Genomic DNA, 18,059 nt, shown 5'->3' with positions numbered 1-18,059 from the left:
TCATTGTTGTATTTTTAAATGTAAGGCATATTTGAGGTAATACGCAAATGTATCTTACCTCCCTGAGTTGAGTAAGCAGTCGTGAAAAATTCTAAGAAGTCGTTCATGCATGTGCTGGTCGCATCTATGATGTTCAGCCTAAGTTCTGTCAGTTTTGCTGAACTTGTCATCAATCCTTCCTCTGGGAGCGACGGTCAGGCGACCTTAAGTTGGTCTTCGGAGCAAGCCGATCAATTCTTAAATGGTGATCTGGAAAGTACCAGTGCGAGCGCTCAGGCTGCGCCAGAGAGCTATGTTGCTGAACCTACTCCGCCAGGTTCAACGAAAATTACCACTACAGTGCGTAGTAGCAATGGTGTTGCACCTGCTTCCACTGCGCCTAAAACAGTCCGTATTTTAGATACCTCTGCTTATAGCAACCAACCATCAGTTAATGCACGTGCGGCTTTGGTGATGGATGCGCAAACAGGTGAAGTGCTGTATAGCAAAAATACCAATGTGGCATTACCTATTGCATCTGTGACCAAGGTGATGACTGCCGTGGTGACTTCTGATGCACGTTTGAATATGTCTGAACAAATCACTTTGCAATCGATTGATTTTGCAGGTGCAGCAGGTAAAAACTCAAGCTCAACTTTGCGTGTGGGCGACAAGTTAAACCGTGCCGAAGCGTTACTGTTTGCATTAATGAAATCTGAAAATCCTGCAGCAGCAGCGTTGGCACGTACTTATCCAGGTGGGAAAAATGCCTTTGTAGCCGCAATGAATGCTAAAGCGCGTGAATTGGGCATGCATTCTACCCGTTTTACCGAAGCAACAGGCTTAGACCCACGTAATGTATCTTCTGCGCGTGATTTGGGTATTTTGGTCAGCACCGCTTCGCAATATGGTTTGATTCGCCAATTCTCAACCACGCCAACCTATGACTTTAACTTGGGTTATCGTGTTTTAAAATCTAACAATACCAATGCACTGGTACGTAATGGTGGTTGGAATATTAATCTGTCTAAAACAGGCTATATCAATGAAGCAGGGCGTTGTGTGGTGATGCATACCACTTTGAATAACCGTCCTGCAGTGGTGGTGCTTTTGGGTGCAGATACTTCACAAGCACGTACCAATGATGCAACTCGCTTAATGAGTTGGGCAAGCCAGTTACCTAAACGTATTTAAGAGCACATTCAGCTTGGAGCGTTGAGTTATCAATCGTACGACTCAACTTCCGTTAAAGTTGCATGATTCCAAATACAAAAAAACCTGCTAATGCAGGTTTTTTTGATCACGATTCAAAACTTACATGTTTGAAAGGATAGAGTCTTTTACTTGTTGCATTGTAGCATCAATAGAGAGCATCACCGCATCTGCACATTGTTTCATTGCAGTGTCAGGATCTTTCAGACCGTTACCTGTTACGGTACATACAATCACAGAACCTTCTTTGATTTTACCTGCTTTGATGTCGCGCATTGCACCACCAATAGACGCAGCAGATGCAGGCTCAACAAATACGCCTTCATACATTGAAAGCATGCGTTGTGCTTCTAAGATTTCAGCATCAGTTAGCTCATCAAACCAACCTTCTGAATCGCGTACAACGGCTTTGGCATGGTTCCAGCTTTGTGGGTTACCAATACGAATTGCAGTTGCAACAGTTTCAGGGTTTTCTACAGGCGCACCACGTAAGAATGGCGCAGCGCCAGACGCTTGATAACCCACCATGATTGGGCGGCCTTCAGGGTTTGGACCTGTGAATTTGTCCGTTGCTGCGTCATAGACCACTTGCTCGAATTGATCGGCAGATTGGTTGGCAACCGCTTCGGTATAACCCATCCAGTGTGCAGTAATGTTGCCTGCGTTACCTACAGGTAAGCAGTGGTAATCTGGTGCACGACCTAACTCATCTACAATTTCATACGCAATGGTCTTTTGACCTTGTAGGCGGTAAGGGTTGATCGAGTTCACAATGGTCACAGGTGCTTGGTCAGCAACTTCTTTAACTAGACGCATACCATCGTCAAAGTTACCGCGGATTTGCATGGTGATGGCACCGTACATCATCGCTTGTGCCATTTTACCCATGGCAATTTTGCCTTCAGGAATTAAAACGAATGCTTTGATGCCTGCACGTGCAGCATAGGCAGCAGCAGCAGCAGAAGTATTACCTGTAGATGCACAAATAATGGCTTTTGAACCTTCTTCAACTGCTTTAGTAACTGCCATGGTCATACCACGGTCTTTAAATGAACCTGTCGGGTTTAAGCCTTCATACTTCACATAAATTTCAACATCTTTACCAATAATGCGTGGAATATTCTCAAGCTTAATCAGTGGCGTGTTTCCTTCGCCTAGAGAGATTGCACGTGTGGTTGCAGACACTGGTAAACGGTCACGATAACGGTCAACTAAACCAGTATAACGATTGGCATTCGACATGATGATGTTCCAATTGTGTGTAGAGCTTGGCAAGGGGAAATACTCCCCTCCACCCGATTAATTATCAAGCGATTCTAAACGAATTCGTACAATTTCGCCATGAATGGTTGGCAATGCTTGAATTTGTTGTAACGCTTCATCCATTTTTGATTCTAGGACTGGGTCAGTCAGAATCACGATAGGAATAAGGTCTTTTAAGCGTGATTGCTGCATGATGGCATCAATACTGATTCCCGCGCGGCTTAAAATAGTGGTCACATCAGCAAGTACGCCAGTTTGGTCTTCGGCATTAATGCGAATGTAGTAACCCGTGGTCATTTCTTCACGGCTTAAAATTGGCAAGTCGGTTAAGGCTTCAAATGCCAATTGCGGAATTGTACCTGCGCCATCTTCGGTATAAGAAATGTCACGGACAATATCAACGACATCTGCAACTACTGCAGAGGCTGTTGGGCCTGCACCTGCACCTGCGCCATAATAGAGCGTTGGACCAACCGCATTGGCTTGTACCAAGACCGCGTTTTTCACGCCATTAACATTGGCAATCAATTCTTCTTCAGGAATTAAAGTTGGGTGAACACGCAATTCAATACCTTTATCGGTACGACGGGCAATCCCCAAGTGTTTGATGCGGAAACCGAGTTCTTCGGCATATTTCACATCTTGTGCGGTCACTTTGCCAATACCTTCGGTAAAGACTTTGTCAAACTGTAGTGGAATACCAAATGCACATGAAGCCAAAATAGTCAGTTTGTGTGCAGCATCAATACCTTCGACGTCAAAAGTCGGATCGGCTTCGGCATAGCCTAACTCTTGCGCTTCTTTCAGTACGTCTTCAAATGCACGACCTTTTTCACGCATTTCACTTAAAATGAAGTTGCCTGTACCGTTGATGATGCCTGCCAACCATTCAATTTTGTTGGCAGCCAAACCTTCACGGATGACTTTAATAATTGGAATACCACCTGCAACCGCAGCTTCATAGGCAATTTGTACGGCATTGTCTTCAGCTGCTTTAAATAGCTCATTGCCGTGTTCTGCAAGTAGGGCTTTGTTGGCTGTCACTACTTGTTTGCCGTGCTTCATGGCTTCCATGATCACGTCATAAGCAGGGTGAATACCGCCCATCACTTCAACCACCACGTCTACATCGGGTTGACGGACAATGTCCATCAAGTCGGAGCTTTGCTTGACCGATTCAGGCAAGTTTAGGTCAGGACGCGGACGACGTGTTCCCACATAAGTGATTTCAATTTCACGACCGGTGCGACGTCTAATCTCAGCAGCATTTTCTTTTAATAGTTTAAGGGCACCACCACCCACAGTACCAAGACCGAGGATTGCCAGACGAACTGGTTTCACGTCACACTCCATATTTTAATAACTTTAAGCAAGCCTAGATCATAGCTAAAAAAACGCGCTGACTCTAGGGCAGATCTCACTTATCTTCACAGTATAAAAAAAAGTAAAATAACGCATAAAAAATCGTTATTTATATTGGCTTCATAGATGCTACGTCTTGGTGTATTGGGATGATGCAGCATCTACAAAACCTCTATTTTTATTTGTCTAAGCGCTTGATCAATTCAGCGGTAGACAGATAGCCGCCTAAATATACGCCTTCGGCATTATAAATTGCAGGTGTGCCATTGACGCCCATATTTAAGCCCAATTGATACTGAGCACGAACAGGGTTTTTACAGTTGGCAGGTGCAATTTGTGCGCCATTCATAACTTGATTAAAGGCAGCATGACGATCTTCACTACACCAAATTGCTTCCATGGCAGGCATGTGCTGTTCGCCACGCGGCCAAGAAATGTAACGGACTTCAATGCCTTTGCCATTCATTTCATCCATTTGTTCATGTAGACGATGGCAATATGGACAGCTGACATCGGTAAATACATAAATGACGTGTTTGGTTTTACCTTTGGCAGGGAATACCAATAAATCTTCCTGTTTTAATTCAGCAAAAATTTTCTTGTTCACGCCTGCTTGCAAGTTTTCACTGACATTATGCAGTTCTTTGTCACCTAAACGGATCACATCGCCTTGAATAATGTATTTGCCATCACTGGTGGCATAGACCGATGACATGCCTTCAAGACTCACCCAAAATAAATTTGGGACTTCCGTGGCTTTAATGTCGGTAATTTTGGCGTTGATGCCTGCAGTTTTAAAATGTTGCTGCAAGGTCGTGCTTAAACGCTGTTGTGCATTGCGTTCAATCAGGGTTGATGCTTCACCCGTTGCAGGCGCACTGGCGGTGAGTGTGGTTTGCTTTTTATCTTCATTGTTTGCATTTGAACATGCGGTGATTGCAAAAGCACTTGCCAGTGAACAGGCAATCAAAAGTGTCGAGCGGGTAAATGTCATAAACAACCCTTTCTTGTTGGCATAAAAAATAGAGCGTTAGCATAACAAAAAATATTCGTGATCGTTAGGGTCTGTTGCCATTTCATAAATGGCTTGCGTTCATAGACGAAGTTTCAGTAGATCTTATGCTTCGACGTCGTTTTTGTTTTAAGCCCGTGGATGATGTTGGGCATGCAATTGCTGCATACGGATTTGTGCAACGTGGGTATAAATTTGTGTAGTGGATAAATCGCTGTGCCCGAGCAGCATTTGTACCACACGTAAATCTGCCCCATGATTGAGTAAGTGCGTGGCAAAGGCATGTCTTAACGTGTGTGGCGATAACTCGGCTTGAATGCCTGCTTGCAGGGCATAGCGTTTAATGGCATACCAAAAATTTTGTCGGCTCATAATGCCGCCATGAACTGTTAAAAATAGATAATCGGTGGCACTTTTATACAGTTGCGGACGCGACTCGGTTAAATATTTTTCTATCCATTCACAAGCGACTTGTCCCATAGGCACCAAACGCTCTTTATTGCCTTTACCTACAATTCGTAAATAGCCTTGTTTTAGGTTGATTAATTCTAAACGTAAATTCAGCAATTCCGTCACTCGTAAACCGCAAGCATATAAGACTTCAAGCATGGCACGATCTCGTAATCCGAGTGCAGTGTTGATGTCAGGAGCGTGAATTAAGGCTTCAACATCGGCTTCAGATAAATCTTTGGGTAAGGCACGACCTAATTTTGGGGTTTTATGCGCAGCAACAGGGTTGTCAGAGCGCAGTTTGTGCTCTCTTAAAAACTTATAAAAAGAACGTAGTGCAGACAGACAGCGCGCAATAGAGCGGGGGCTTTTTTGTTGTTTGGTGAGTTCGATGAGTACATCTGAAATATCGTCATGATTCCATTCAGGCATGGGTTTGCTGACATAGTCGCTGCATTGAATTAAATCGGACAGATAGGCATTGCGGGTATGCGGGCTGACACTTTGTGCGATTAAATCGTTGCGATAGCCTTCCAAAAAGCTCAAAGCTTCTGGAATCTGTATTGCAGCAGGAATACGAGGTTTTTTGTTCAGCATAGGAATCACAGGCGAAATCACAAAATTAATTGAGAAATTCGATAATAAGCAGCGTTATTTTCTACTCTAATCCAATTCAGCAGGGCTGTCGATGTGATATAAAGCATTTAAATGTAAGTCGACCTTATTTGTTAATTGTTCTCATTTGCATGTTATAATGTGCAAAATGGTATAGGAATTTCACGGTGCGTTTGTCAGAACTTAAAGCAAAACAAACAGCCATCATCCGTCAGGTATTACGTACTGCCGATGGTGGAACATCCCTTAGTGACTTAGTGGCAAACCGCTTAGAAACACTGGGTTTTGTGCCGGGTACGCAGGTGCAGGTGATTACCAAAGGTATTTTTGGTGGTGATCCAATCTTGATTCAAGTGGGATTTACCCGTTTTGCTTTGCGCAAAGTAGAAGCTGAACGCATTGAAATTGAACAAGGGGTGTCCGCATGAGCGATGCCTTACGTATCGCACTTGTAGGGAATCCAAACTGCGGTAAAACATCTTTATTTAACCATTTGACAGGGACACGTCAAAAAGTTGGCAACTACGCAGGCGTGACCGTAGAGCGTAAAGTCGGGCAATTCACCTTGCCTTCGGGACAGGCGGTGCGGGTGTTGGATTTGCCCGGAACTTATAGTTTAGAAGCCACCAGTCCCGACGAAGCCATTACTCGAGATGTGGTACAAGGCAAAATAGCCGAAGAAGGTCAGCAAGATGCCTTTCTTTGTGTCGTGGATGCCACCAACCTGAAATTGCATTTGGGCTTGGTTTTGGAAATGATTGCACTGGGTCGTCCGATTTTGTTGGTACTCAACATGATGGATGAGGCGCGTCGTCGTGGCATGCAAATCAACACGCAAAAATTGTCTGAGCGTTTGGGTGTACCTGTGGTGGAAACCGTGGCAGTGCGTGATTCAGGTATTCAAAACTTAATGCATGCCTTAGATCAGGGCAAATTTGCTGTTCCGCAGACAGAATTGACAGGCTTAACAGGCAGTCAGCATCAACGGATTCAAACCATTTTGCATGATGTGGTGCACTTTGTAGATCAAGAAGACAAACGCTCCGACTTCCTCGATAAAATTTTTTTACATCCTGTATTCGGTTTAGTCAGCCTTGCGGTGATGATGTTTGTTGTCTTCCAAGCGGTATTTGCTTGGGCTGCACCGTTTATGGATGGCATCGAAAGTTTATTTGGCTGGCTAGGTGAAGTGATTGGCGAAAACATTAGCCATCCCTTGCTGAACAGCTTGATTGTGGATGGCATTATTGCGGGCGCAGGCGGTGTGGTGGTGTTCTTGCCGCAAATTTTAATTCTGTTCCTGTTTATTTTAATTTTAGAGGAATCGGGTTATTTGCCACGTGCCGCATTCTTGCTCGATAAGCTGATGTTTAGCGCAGGTTTGAGTGGTCGTGCCTTTATTCCATTGCTGTCTAGTTTTGCCTGTGCAGTGCCAGGCATTATGGCAACACGTAGTATTGCTGACCCACGTGATCGTTTAACCACGATTATGGTTGCGCCGTTAATGACTTGTTCTGCGCGCTTGCCTGTATATGCCTTACTCATCGCAGCATTCATTCCCAATCAAACCGTATGGGGCATGTTTAATTTACAAGGTCTGGTCTTGTTCGGTCTGTATATGGCAGGCATTGTGAGTGCCTTGGGCGTATCTTTTGTGCTTAAATTTTTGCAAAAAGATAAATCTGAGCATGTCTTGTTGATGGAGCTACCAAGTTACCGTTTTCCAGACCTAAAAAGTGTTTGGATTGGTTTGCTAGATCGCGCCAAAATTTTCTTAAAGCGTGTCGGTGGCATTATTTTTGCACTGTCGATTTTATTGTGGTTCTTGTGTACGTTCCCGCAGCCGCCTGAAGGCGCGACCATGCCTGCAATTGACTATAGTTTTGCAGGGATGCTGGGGCATGTATTACAGCCAATTTTTGCTCCTGTGGGCTTTAACTGGCAGATCGTGATTGCCTTGATTCCTGCGATGGCAGCGCGTGAAGTGGTGGTGGCTGCATTAGGCACAGTCTATGCCTTATCTGCAGTGGATGAAGATGCCATGTCCCAAGGTTTGGCTGCTTTAATTAGTGGTGGTGGTGAACTGGGCTGGTCATTGGCAACGGGTTTATCGTTATTGGTGTGGTTTATTTATGCACCGCATTGTTTGGCAACTTTAGCAACGGTAAAACGCGAAACAGGATCATGGCGTACGGTCAGTATTATGACCTGCTATCTATTTGGTTTGGCTTATTTCATGTCATTCCTGACTTATCAAACGGCATCGTATTTGTTGGGTTAAGGCACATGCCTGACCTACAGGAGTAGATGAACATGGTTGAAATTTTAATTGTTGCTGCATTGGTACTGTGGAGTGCTGTAGTAGTCTTTAAAAAAGTCTTTCCCAAGACTTCTGGCGCAGTTTTTCTAAAACTCTCCAATTTCTGTACTGAAAAAGGCTGGCATGGCTTGGCCAAATGGCTAAAACCTGCAGCCGCGGCAGGCTGTGGCGGCAGTTGTGGTTGTGATTCTCAAGATCAACCCGCAGAAAAGCAAGTTGAAGTTCAAGCGGTGAAGTGGAAATAGGCTTGTTTATTCACTTTAGCAATATTCTTTTTAAAAACCGTCTGCAATATGACGGTTTTTTTACGCACTGACACAAAAAAACTGCAGGAACTGCAAACAGAAAAAGCATTCAAAACAGCAAAGTGCTACTATTTTGTCTGTTTCAAAATTAGCGCACAAAATGGGGCAAAAATGTTAATACAACGTGGTGGATTAAAAGTCGTTGCAGGACTTGGTATTTCTGGTGTTGCAGCCGTTAATTTTTTACATCATCAGGGTTACCGCGTTGCTGTGACAGATTCTCGCCCCACACCTCCAGGGCATGACCAAATTCCTGCCGAAGTAGAAACCCGTTTTGGTCAGTTTGATCAGGATTTATTGCTGTCTGCGGAAGAAATTGTGATTAGCCCAGGTTTAGATCCAAAACTCCCTGAAATTCAGGCTGCGATGGCGCAGGGCATTCCTGTGGTGAGTGAAATTCAGATTTTACGTCGTGCGACCGACAAACCTATTGTGGCAATTACAGGGTCTAATGCGAAAAGTACCGTTACCACACTGATTGGTTTAATGGCAGAGCAGGCAGGTAAAAAAGTCGCGGTAGGTGGAAATTTGGGACGCCCTGCGCTGGATTTGATTAAAGATGATCCTGAACTGTATATTTTAGAACTCTCCAGTTTTCAGCTAGAAACCACCTCGAATTTAAATGCAGAAGTGGCGGTAGTGCTGAACATGAGTGAAGACCATTTAGACCGTCATGGCGATATGTTCGGTTATCACACCGCCAAACATCGTATTTTTCAGGGTGTGAAAAAAGTGGTGTTTAACCGTGATGATGCTTTGAGTCGTCCGTTGGTGCCAGATCAGACTCCTATGCAAAGTTTTGGCTTAAATGCGCCTGACCTAAACCAATACGGCTTATTAAAAGATGATGATGGCAGCATGTGGTTGGCACGTGGGCGTGAGCGTTTATTAAAAAGCACCGAGATGTATATTCAAGGCACACACAATATTGCTAATGCATTAGCGTGTTTGGCATTGGGTGAAGCCATTGGTTTATCTATGCACAGCATGCTGGAAACGCTGAAAACCTTTAAAGGTTTGGAGCATCGTTGTGAATTCGTCAAAGAATTACATGGGGTGCGTTATTATAATGACTCCAAAGGAACCAACATCGGTGCAACTTTGGCAGCTTTAGATGGCTTGGGTGCAGCAATTCAGGCACAAGGCGGTAAGGTTGCGATTATTTTAGGTGGGCAAGGCAAAGGGCAGGACTTCACTGCGCTACGCCAATCATTGCAACAATATGCCAAACTGGCAGTGTTGATTGGTGAGGATGCTACGAAAATTGAAACAGCAGTTGCGGGAACAACCCAACTCTTAACTGCAGATACCTTGCAACAAGCAGTTGAAATCTGCCAACAACATACACAAGCGCATGATGTGGTGTTATTGTCACCTGCATGTGCAAGTTTTGATATGTTCTCGGGCTATCCAGAACGTGGTCACAAGTTCGTTGCTTATGTCAACGCACTGGTATAACAACAATAAGGTGTGAGATATGGCTGGCTTTGCTCAGACAACAATCAATAAACTCAATCAGGTCTATGAGCGCTGGTTACCCAAACTGCCAGCGGAAGTGAATGTACGCAATGTACTGATTTTTAGCGTACTGGCGCTGTTATGTATTGGTTCAATCATGGTGGCATCGGCTTCTATGCCTTATGCCGAGCGCATGCATGAAAATGCCTTTCACTATGTATTGCGTCATGGTATTTCTATTGTGGTGGCATTAATCGCTGCCGTGATTGCCTATAGAGTGCCGCTGAATACCTGGTTTAACAACACCTTCTTTCTGTGGATTGTGACCATTGCCTTGTTGGCTGCAGTGTTGCTGGTGGGTACTGAAGTCAATGGTTCTAAACGCTGGATTCGGGTCGCAGGTTTTACCCTGCAAGCTTCCGAAGTCGCTAAAGTGATGATGGCCATTTTTACCGCTGACTATGTGGTGCGCCGTGCCGAAGAAGTGCGTAATAACATTAAAGGTCTGATTCGTCTTGCAGTGATTATGGCAGTCACGGTAGGTTTGGTGATTGCAGAGCCTGACTTGGGGGCGACCGTGGTGATTGCCTTGACCATGTTAGGGGTCTTCTTTTTAGCTGGTGCGCCATTAATTCAGTTTGGTATTGCCTTTGGCGCGATTATTGCCGCCTTTGTGTTTTTGGTGGTATTTGAGCCTTATCGTTTTGAGCGTTTAATGTCGTTCTCAAACCCGTGGAATGACCCTTTGGGTGTCGGTTATCAGTTGTCTAACGCCTTAATGGCATTTGGACGCGGTGAATGGGCAGGCGTAGGCTTGGGGCATAGTATCCAGAAAATGTCCTATTTACCTGAAGCACATACGGACTTTATGTTGGCTGTCTTAGGTGAAGAGTTTGGCTTTTTAGGCATTTTTGTGGTGTTGAGCTTGTCTTTTGCTATGCTGATTGCCTGCATTAAAATTGGTCATCGCGCCCTGAAAAACCAGTACTTACGTGCAGGATATTTGGCTTATGGCATCAGCATTATCTTCTTATTACAGATTATGGTGAATGCAGGCATGAATATGGGTATGTTGCCTACCAAAGGTTTGACTCTACCTTTTATTAGTTATGGTGGTTCATCGTTAATTATGTGTGCAGTGATGGTGAGTTTGATTCTGAAAATTGAAGCCAGCACGCATGAGATTAACCCTAGCCGTGAAGAATCCAGCTTCTAGAATTTATCCTTCTATTTCGCTTCTGGCTGAGCATGGTGCAAGACCATGCTTGGCATGACTGTTCCGCAGTGTAAGCACTTGACTGTAGTATTTTTTTGTTTAGACATAGGAAACAAGGGAATAAAAAATAAGGAAAAATATTGTCGTTGCTGTCTGAGTTCATAGCTACTGCGAGTGCGGCAAACGGGGCAGCTAAATTGACTTTTCTCGACCACTTTGGTTTTCGGTCCAACACCAAAAATAAAAAACATGACACAACCTCAAATGATCCATTTCAATTTGAGCATAACTGAATTTTAAATTTTATAAATAATAGCCGTGTAAAGCTGTGCCTGCAGGAATACGTGAAAGATCCCATTGCTGAATGGCTTGCGTAAGCATGCGTGCAGGGGTGTCTAATTCGACAGTGGCTTGATTTAAGGCAGTTAAAGCGGCTTGTAGCAGCTTCGGTGCTTGGGCTAAATCTAAAGCTTGTGCCAAGTTCTGTTTAGACAGTTTTTGCCCTTGTGCATTCATGGCTAAAGGCAGGTGCGTGTAGCTGAGTTTAGGGTAGCCTAACAGTTGCCCCAAATAGATTTGCCGTGCGGTGTTGTCGAGTAAATCTGCGCCGCGAACCACATGGGTAATGCCTTGCAAATAATCATCCACCACCACTGCCAGTTGATAATTGATAATGCCATCACGCCGTTTTAGGACAAAATCGCCCAAGTCCTGCGCAAGGTTGGAACATTGTTTGTCTTGCAGGCGGTCTTGAAAGCAAATCTCTTGGTCTGTGACTTTGACTCGAATCGCTTGATTGGCAAAATCTAAACCTAAATTGCGGCAAGTCCCTGCATAAATATGATTGGAGCCAAGCATTTTGCGGGTGCATTGACAGGCATAGACCAAGTCGCGTTGCTGCAATTGTTGCAACACGGCTGCATAGAGATCGAGGCGATCTTTCTGGAAAACAATTTCGGCATCCGGCTCAAATTGAAAGGCATCAATACAACGCAAGATATGATTTTCACTGCCAGGGTAAATGCGTGGGATGTCAGTATCTTCAATACGTACCAGCCAAGTGCCGTGCTGGGCTTTGGCATCGCAATAACTGGCCACTGCGGTAATGAGTGAGCCAAAATGCAAAGGGCCGGTTGGCGATGGCGCAAACCGACCTATATAGCGAGTGAGCGAAACATCGTTTCGCTGCTGCTCAAGCTCCGAACTGTGTTCGGCTAGGTAATTCTCAACAGTCACGATTAACCGTTGTTTTGCTTCTCTTTGATCTCTGCCAAAGTTTTGCAATCAATACATAACGTTGCAGTTGGACGCGCTTCTAAGCGACGTAAACCGATTTCGATACCGCAAGTTTCACAGAAACCATAGTCATCGTTTTTAATCGCTTCAATAGATTGTTCAATTTTACGAATCAATTTACGTTCACGGTCACGAGTACGCAATTCAATTGCAAACTCTTCTTCTTGAGTCGCACGGTCGTTGACATCTGGCAAGGCTGTATTTTCGTCTTGCATGGTGTTTAAAGTGCGGTCAACTTCTGACATTAACTCTTCTTTCCACGCCATGAGAATTTGACGGAAATGCTCGAGCTGTCCTTCAGACATGTATTCTTCATTTTTTTTAGGCTGATAAGGTGCAATACCAAATAAGCTAGCTGTAGAACCGCCCTCTAAAGCCTTTGGCTTTGCCTTACGCACGCGTTTTGTAGCTTTTTCTTCTACAAGATCTGTTTGTTCGTCCAAGACTTGATTTTGGTTGTCATTCGCCATGTAGGGCATTCCTCATCATATGCGCACGATTGGTACGCGAAAAATGTGGTGATATGCAAGTGTTTTTATCCACTCCCAAAGAACAATATTCGATCTTCGGGGGACGTCATCATATAGACTTTTTTTGATTATGGATAGTCTTTGATGTTTGGATGTGTTATCGCATTTTTTCGTTGAAGGCATAAAGTAAAGCAAAAAAAATAAAATGGAAAGTTAATAACCTGAAATTTCAAAATTTATTTGTTGTGTGACATGCTCAACCCGATGCACTTGGGTGCTAAAACTGCCATCTGCATTCAAATGTAACACACGGTAACCCGGTGCCTCAGGCCCAAGCGCAAAGTGCTGGCTATGTGGTTTAAATTGCACGCAGGTCGAAGGCGTAGAGTAAAATTGAATCCCTTGCCATTCATTTAATGAGTCTTGATGCACATGCCCACACAGCACCAATTTGACATTGTTGTGGCGTGCCAATACATCAATTAAGGCTTCGGTATTTTTAAGTTTGTGCTGATCTATCCAGTGCGATTGCATATCAAAAGGATGGTGATGACAGGCAATAATCACCTGCTGCTGCGCATGTTGCTGTAAAAGCTGATCTAACTGCTGTAATTGTGCTGCGTCCATCCAGCCATCAATCCGACCTTTAACCGCAGTATTCAGTAAAATGACACTCCAATTGCCCAACTCAATTGCATGAACTTGATTGGACTGTAAATGGAATGGAAAAACCGCGGCATCATCATGATTGCCCGGAATCTGGAAATGCGGCGTATTCAAAGTCTGCATAAACTGCAAATAACGCTGATAGGTTTCAGCAACAGGGATTTGTGCTAAATCGCCTGTATGGAAAATAGCATCGAGCTGCGGATATTGCTGTTGAATATCGTGCATTACCGCGTGAAAGCTGCGTTCAGGATTCATGTGCACAAACTCTAAATCTTCCTGATTCATGAGGTGCGTATCTGAAATTTGTACAATTGTCCAGCGGTGCTGGTGATTGTTTGAGAATAAAGTCATGCCTGACCCCTTAGACATCCTTCACGGTTTTAATTTGTTGTTGTAACCATTGCAATGCCATGATGACAGGTGCGTTTTTTAGCCGACCATTGGTCAGCAAGTTTGGAATTTCCTGATAATCAAGAATGTGTAATTGAATATTCTCTCCTTCATCTGGCATACCAAACACGCCACCTTCCTGTGGTAACGTGGTGCTCGCACTATATAAGTGGAACAATTCTGCGCATGCACCCGCAGATGGATAAAAACTGAATAAATGTTGTAATTCTTTTAATTCACAGCCCGATTCTTCCAAAGCTTCACGACGAATGCAACTTTCAGGTGATTCATTGCCATCTAGCACGCCTGCAATCACTTCGAGTTGCCAAGGCGAGTCGCAATCATCAATTGCACCAATACGGAATTGTTCAATCAGGGCAAATTTTTGTTGTGGTGCATCATAAATGAGTACCCCAGCCGCTTCAGGGCGTTGAATGAGTTCACGCTGAAGGACTGGGGTATATGTAGTTTGATTAAACAAGCGATGGCTCAGGCTGACTTTTTCAACCTGAATAAAACCACGATACAGGTATTCACGTTGGTGAATCTGTGCATCGTGTTGTCCATAAGTTGCTTGTTGAATAATCTTCATAAATTCTCATCAGGATGAGCAAAGCATAATTTCATCCTAACTGAGATTTTATTGAATACAAACGCTTTTTAAACAAATTAGAGCTTATGGTATAATTTTTGACCATGTTCCTGATAAGCGGTTTTCATGGCTTTGAGACCTGATTCGACCTCTGCATCTACTTGCTCCGTTTTGTTCGCAGCATTTTGATTTTGTGCATAATCTCTCACGTTTTGCGTGATTTTCATCGAACAGAACTTTGGTCCGCACATTGAACAGAAGTGTGCAGATTTATGCGCTTCTTTTGGCATGGTTTCATCATGCATGCTGCGTGCGGTATCTGGGTCAAGGCTCAGGTTAAACTGATCTTCCCAGCGGAATTCAAAACGTGCTTTAGATAAGGCATTGTCACGTGCTTGCGCGCCCGGATGTCCTTTGGCAAGGTCAGCCGCATGTGCTGCAATTTTATAGGTGATGATGCCGTCTTTGACGTCTTTTTTGTTCGGTAAGCCTAAGTGCTCTTTAGGTGTCACATAGCACAACATTGCAGTACCGTACCAACCAATCATCGCTGCACCAATTGCAGAAGTAATATGGTCATAACCTGGTGCAATATCCGTGGTTAATGGGCCGAGTGTATAGAATGGTGCTTCTTTACAGACTTCAAGTTGCAAGTCCATATTTTCTTTGACCATGTGCATTGGTACGTGCCCCGGGCCTTCAATCATCACTTGCACATCATGTTCCCAAGCGCGGTGAGTCAATTCACCCAAAGTTCGCAGTTCGCTGAATTGTGCTTCATCGTTGGCATCTTGAATACAACCCGGACGTAAACCATCACCTAAGCTGAACGATACATCGTAAGCTTTCATGATTTCGCAGATTTCATCAAAGTGTGTGTAAAGGAAGTTTTCTTCATGATGCGCCAAACACCATTGCGCCATGATTGAACCGCCACGCGATACAATACCTGTTAAGCGATTGGCCGTGAGTGGTACATAACGCAATAACACGCCTGCGTGAATGGTGAAGTAATCCACACCTTGTTCAGCCTGTTCAATCAGCGTGTCTTTAAAGATTTCCCAAGTGAGGTCTTCGGCAATGCCGTTTACTTTTTCTAGTGCCTGATAAATAGGTACAGTACCAATTGGCACAGGCGAGTTGCGGATAATCCATTCACGGGTTTCATGGATGTTTTTACCTGTCGATAAATCCATGATGGTATCTGCGCCCCAACGGGTCGCCCAAGTCATTTTCGCGACTTCTTCATCAATACTTGAACCCAGTGCCGAGTTACCAATATTGGCATTGATTTTGACCAAGAAGTTGCGACCAATAATCATTGGCTCACATTCTGGGTGGTTAATGTTGGCAGGAATAATTGCACGGCCTTCAGCCACTTCCTGACGTACAAATTCAGGCGTGATTTCAGTTAAGTTTTTAGCCCCAAAGTTTTGCCCTGGATGCTGACGCATATCGACACCTTCGCGTTGGCGTTGGTTTTCACGAATGGCGATATATTCCATTTCAGGGGTAATGATGCCTTGTTTGGCATAGTGCATTTGGGTGACGTTTTTACCCGCTTTGGCACGACGCGGCTTTTGAATATGGGCAAAACGAATCTCTGCAGTACGAATATCGCGTAAACGCTCTTGACCAAAGGCTGAGCTGAGGGTTTCTAGTTTTTCGGTGTCTTGGCGCTCTTCAATCCAGCTGTCGCGGATGTTCGGCAAGCCTTTGTTCAGATTAATTTCAACATTTGGATCGGTATATACACCTGAAGTGTCATACACCATGAGCGGTGGATTGTGCTCACCGCCTAAACCTGTTGGAGTGTCGGTCAGTTCAATTTCACGCATTGGCACCTGAATGTCTGGGCGTGAGCCTTGAATATAGACTTTTTTCGATGCAGGCAAAATGCGGGTTAAATCTTTGGCATCTTGCTCGTGTTGAGCAGAAATGTCAGCAGGGGATAGATTCGTTAATTGGTTCATTGCAATGATCCTGAAGAATGAAATCAACGAATCAAGCACGACCAAAAACATTGCAATTGAGTTGTTGAAACTTTAATAGTTCAACATTAACCGTGTGGCGGGGTTTTTAGGTGGCTTGATTCCTACGCAGGTTTTAACCTGATCAGGTTCAACGGTACTTGGGTTTAAATCTGTGTTGCAGACCTTTGGGCAAACAACAAAGAATGGACACAATCTCAGCGAGGAATTACTCGCGCTCCGTCAAGCTGTATAAATAGTAGCACGTTGTTGGTATAAAAGCAGGCTTCGCGCGGCTTTTATTCTTTGATGCCTAATGACAAGTATTTGAGCTTTAAGCGACTTTGGATAATTAGCGAGTAATACAAACGGCATCACTAAAACAATCGCGTTTTGCATGGATGGAGATGTTCTTTAAATTTAAATATTGATGCAACTGTGCATGTACTAAAGCATCATCGCCATATTCACGCTGTTCACGTGCAGTGGGCTGTGCTGCAATTTCAGTGAGTCGTTGTTCACTGCTCATGTGTAAAAAGGCAAGGAATTTACGCGCTTGCTGTGCTAAGGGAGATTTTTGCAACTTTGCCAGTTTTTTAATTTCAAATAATACGGCAGGTTGGATACTGTATTCATCGACATAATCCTGAGAAACAGGACTGTTGACTGTGCCTTTAAACAGCAGCAAGGCATACACTTCGGCTAGATAACGTGCATCCCGTATAAAGTGACTTTTAGGATAACGCTGCACGTAATCTTCCCAAAATAAGGCGCGTTCAGTCAAATCGGCAGCATCAAGGGTGAGTCCACCATCACGCAGGCTGTGCTGCATATTGTCATTGGCCATTCTTTCAATAAAAATCTGCTCGGCATCGGGCATGTAAGGCGCAAAAATAATGGCTAAGTATTGCGGGCTTCGACGATAAACCAACTGTGCTTCACCTGCATCGTATAGCTCTAAATAGGCTTGTCCCTTATGTTTCAATAAATATTGATCACGCAAGGCAAAGTTTTCAAAATGACTTTGCTGAATGGTCGGATGCTGTGCCATATCAAAAGCGTGTTGGTCAAAGGCAGCTTGTTCTGCAGCGCTGCGTTCTACATGCAAAAAGCGTTGATACATTTGGGTCGAAAGATTGAGCAAATTTAATTGCTCATTCAAAGGCAGCAAGGGTAGGCAGACTTTTAAATCCTGATTAATTTGTTCTAGCGCAAACGTGGTGCGGGTATTGTCAATTTGCTGCATATTGTGCTGAATATTTTCACACATTTGGGTCAAATCCACAGGCTCGCTGGCACTGGCCTGTACCTTTGGTGGTTCAGCTACGGGAGGTGTATCTGAATTTTGGCAGGCGAGCAAATACAGACAACTGCCAAGCAGTAGGGCAAGTTTACTGGCGCGAAGAAATTTAACCATTACAGCAATTCAACATGAGTATTCATTCATCATCTAGTGCCTTCATTTAGGCACTATGGATTC

17 protein-coding genes and 1 riboswitch are annotated in these 18,059 nt (G+C 44.1%); of the genes, 6 read left to right on the top strand and 11 right to left on the bottom strand.

What is annotated here, in order from left to right; translation table 11 throughout:
- The first annotated feature begins 81 nt into the window (after positions 1-81).
- Complete coding sequence (locus FTT74_RS10405; RefSeq protein ID WP_131260992.1) at positions 82-1,173, top strand: serine hydrolase; 1,092 nt, start codon at positions 82-84, stop codon at positions 1,171-1,173.
- Positions 1,174-1,293: 120 nt separating this feature from the next.
- Here FTT74_RS10405 and thrC read toward each other — a convergent pair whose 3' ends face one another.
- The 4 genes from thrC to xerD all read right to left on the bottom strand — a co-directional run bounded on the left by thrC (position 1,294) and on the right by xerD (position 5,875).
- Positions 1,294-2,433, bottom strand: a complete 1,140-nt coding sequence (thrC, locus tag FTT74_RS10400) for a threonine synthase (RefSeq protein WP_004975706.1) — start codon at positions 2,431-2,433, stop codon at positions 1,294-1,296.
- 57 nt (positions 2,434-2,490) lie between these two features.
- A complete protein-coding gene (locus FTT74_RS10395; RefSeq protein ID WP_004975708.1) occupies positions 2,491-3,795 on the bottom strand; it encodes a homoserine dehydrogenase in 1,305 nt (434 codons plus the stop codon).
- 199 nt (positions 3,796-3,994) lie between these two features.
- Positions 3,995-4,810, bottom strand: a complete 816-nt coding sequence (locus FTT74_RS10390; RefSeq protein ID WP_179988996.1) for a DsbC family protein — start codon at positions 4,808-4,810, stop codon at positions 3,995-3,997.
- Positions 4,811-4,957: 147 nt separating this feature from the next.
- Positions 4,958-5,875, bottom strand: coding sequence for a site-specific tyrosine recombinase XerD (gene xerD / locus FTT74_RS10385; protein ID WP_004975712.1), 918 nt, complete (start codon positions 5,873-5,875; stop codon positions 4,958-4,960).
- A gap of 185 nt (positions 5,876-6,060) precedes the next feature.
- Between xerD and FTT74_RS10380 the strand changes: the two genes are divergently transcribed.
- From FTT74_RS10380 to ftsW, 5 genes are all read left to right on the top strand, one after another.
- The gene (locus FTT74_RS10380) at positions 6,061-6,321 is read left to right on the top strand and encodes a FeoA family protein (RefSeq protein ID WP_004975713.1); all 261 of its coding nucleotides are present in this window, start codon (positions 6,061-6,063) and stop codon (positions 6,319-6,321) included.
- Positions 6,318-8,174 (top strand): ferrous iron transporter B, encoded by a 1,857-nt coding sequence (locus FTT74_RS10375; RefSeq protein WP_131260988.1) that lies wholly within the window; start codon positions 6,318-6,320, stop codon positions 8,172-8,174. Before FTT74_RS10380 ends, FTT74_RS10375 begins: the two co-directional genes overlap by 4 nt.
- Before the next feature lie 32 nt (positions 8,175-8,206).
- On the top strand, positions 8,207-8,458 hold the full coding sequence (locus FTT74_RS10370) for a DUF6587 family protein (RefSeq protein WP_154321146.1): 252 nt from the start codon (positions 8,207-8,209) through the stop codon (positions 8,456-8,458).
- A gap of 171 nt (positions 8,459-8,629) precedes the next feature.
- Positions 8,630-9,976: a UDP-N-acetylmuramoyl-L-alanine--D-glutamate ligase gene (murD, locus tag FTT74_RS10365; RefSeq protein ID WP_104853279.1), complete on the top strand. Its 1,347-nt coding sequence runs from the start codon at positions 8,630-8,632 to the stop codon at positions 9,974-9,976.
- Positions 9,977-9,995: 19 nt separating this feature from the next.
- Complete coding sequence (gene ftsW, locus FTT74_RS10360) at positions 9,996-11,192, top strand: putative lipid II flippase FtsW (RefSeq protein WP_004975720.1); 1,197 nt, start codon at positions 9,996-9,998, stop codon at positions 11,190-11,192.
- An 11-nt stretch (positions 11,193-11,203) separates the two neighbouring features.
- Here the strand turns inward: ftsW and FTT74_RS10355 are convergent, their stop codons facing one another.
- The 7 genes from FTT74_RS10355 to FTT74_RS10325 form a co-directional block, all read right to left on the bottom strand.
- The gene (locus FTT74_RS10355; protein ID WP_104852920.1) at positions 11,204-11,443 is read right to left on the bottom strand and encodes a zinc-ribbon domain-containing protein; all 240 of its coding nucleotides are present in this window, start codon (positions 11,441-11,443) and stop codon (positions 11,204-11,206) included.
- A gap of 52 nt (positions 11,444-11,495) precedes the next feature.
- Positions 11,496-12,428 carry a tRNA glutamyl-Q(34) synthetase GluQRS gene (gene gluQRS, locus FTT74_RS10350; protein ID WP_179988995.1) on the bottom strand — a complete coding sequence of 311 codons (933 nt, stop codon included), beginning with the start codon at positions 12,426-12,428 and terminating at the stop codon, positions 11,496-11,498.
- Between the two features lie 2 nt (positions 12,429-12,430).
- Entirely contained in the window at positions 12,431-12,958 is a 528-nt protein-coding gene (gene dksA / locus FTT74_RS10345; protein ID WP_004975725.1) for an RNA polymerase-binding protein DksA, read from the bottom strand.
- Positions 12,959-13,171: 213 nt separating this feature from the next.
- Positions 13,172-13,978 carry a 3',5'-cyclic-AMP phosphodiesterase gene (gene cpdA / locus FTT74_RS10340; protein WP_179988994.1) on the bottom strand — a complete coding sequence of 269 codons (807 nt, stop codon included), beginning with the start codon at positions 13,976-13,978 and terminating at the stop codon, positions 13,172-13,174.
- 10 nt (positions 13,979-13,988) lie between these two features.
- Positions 13,989-14,609 (bottom strand): NUDIX domain-containing protein, encoded by a 621-nt coding sequence (locus tag FTT74_RS10335; RefSeq protein ID WP_004975729.1) that lies wholly within the window; start codon positions 14,607-14,609, stop codon positions 13,989-13,991.
- Positions 14,610-14,686: 77 nt separating this feature from the next.
- A complete protein-coding gene (gene thiC / locus FTT74_RS10330; RefSeq protein WP_179988993.1) occupies positions 14,687-16,582 on the bottom strand; it encodes a phosphomethylpyrimidine synthase ThiC in 1,896 nt (631 codons plus the stop codon).
- Positions 16,583-16,684: 102 nt separating this feature from the next.
- Positions 16,685-16,832: riboswitch (TPP riboswitch) on the bottom strand.
- Between the two features lie 99 nt (positions 16,833-16,931).
- Positions 16,932-17,996: a hypothetical protein gene (locus FTT74_RS10325; protein WP_104852921.1), complete on the bottom strand. Its 1,065-nt coding sequence runs from the start codon at positions 17,994-17,996 to the stop codon at positions 16,932-16,934.
- Between the last annotated feature and the right edge of the window lie 63 nt (positions 17,997-18,059).

The organism is Acinetobacter sp. YH01007, assembly GCF_013420425.1.
GTDB lineage: Bacteria > Pseudomonadota > Gammaproteobacteria > Pseudomonadales > Moraxellaceae > Acinetobacter > Acinetobacter towneri.
The sequence above is the reverse complement of the archived record's forward strand: the minus strand, read 5'-3'. Positions and strand labels throughout refer to the sequence as shown.

Coding starts and splice junctions, on each gene's coding strand:
- thrC (WP_004975706.1), bottom strand. CDS start 2,433: ATGTCGAATGCCAATCGTTATACTGGTTTAGTTGACCGTTATCGTGAC.
- FTT74_RS10390 (WP_179988996.1), bottom strand. CDS start 4,810: ATGACATTTACCCGCTCGACACTTTTGATTGCCTGTTCACTGGCAAGT.
- xerD (WP_004975712.1), bottom strand. CDS start 5,875: ATGCTGAACAAAAAACCTCGTATTCCTGCTGCAATACAGATTCCAGAA.
- FTT74_RS10375 (WP_131260988.1), top strand. CDS start 6,318: ATGAGCGATGCCTTACGTATCGCACTTGTAGGGAATCCAAACTGCGGT.
- FTT74_RS10370 (WP_154321146.1), top strand. CDS start 8,207: ATGGTTGAAATTTTAATTGTTGCTGCATTGGTACTGTGGAGTGCTGTA.
- murD (WP_104853279.1), top strand. CDS start 8,630: ATGTTAATACAACGTGGTGGATTAAAAGTCGTTGCAGGACTTGGTATT.
- ftsW (WP_004975720.1), top strand. CDS start 9,996: ATGGCTGGCTTTGCTCAGACAACAATCAATAAACTCAATCAGGTCTAT.
- FTT74_RS10355 (WP_104852920.1), bottom strand. CDS start 11,443: ATGTTTTTTATTTTTGGTGTTGGACCGAAAACCAAAGTGGTCGAGAAA.
- dksA (WP_004975725.1), bottom strand. CDS start 12,958: ATGGCGAATGACAACCAAAATCAAGTCTTGGACGAACAAACAGATCTT.
- cpdA (WP_179988994.1), bottom strand. CDS start 13,978: ATGACTTTATTCTCAAACAATCACCAGCACCGCTGGACAATTGTACAA.
- FTT74_RS10335 (WP_004975729.1), bottom strand. CDS start 14,609: ATGAAGATTATTCAACAAGCAACTTATGGACAACACGATGCACAGATT.
- thiC (WP_179988993.1), bottom strand. CDS start 16,582: ATGAACCAATTAACGAATCTATCCCCTGCTGACATTTCTGCTCAACAC.
- FTT74_RS10325 (WP_104852921.1), bottom strand. CDS start 17,996: ATGGTTAAATTTCTTCGCGCCAGTAAACTTGCCCTACTGCTTGGCAGT.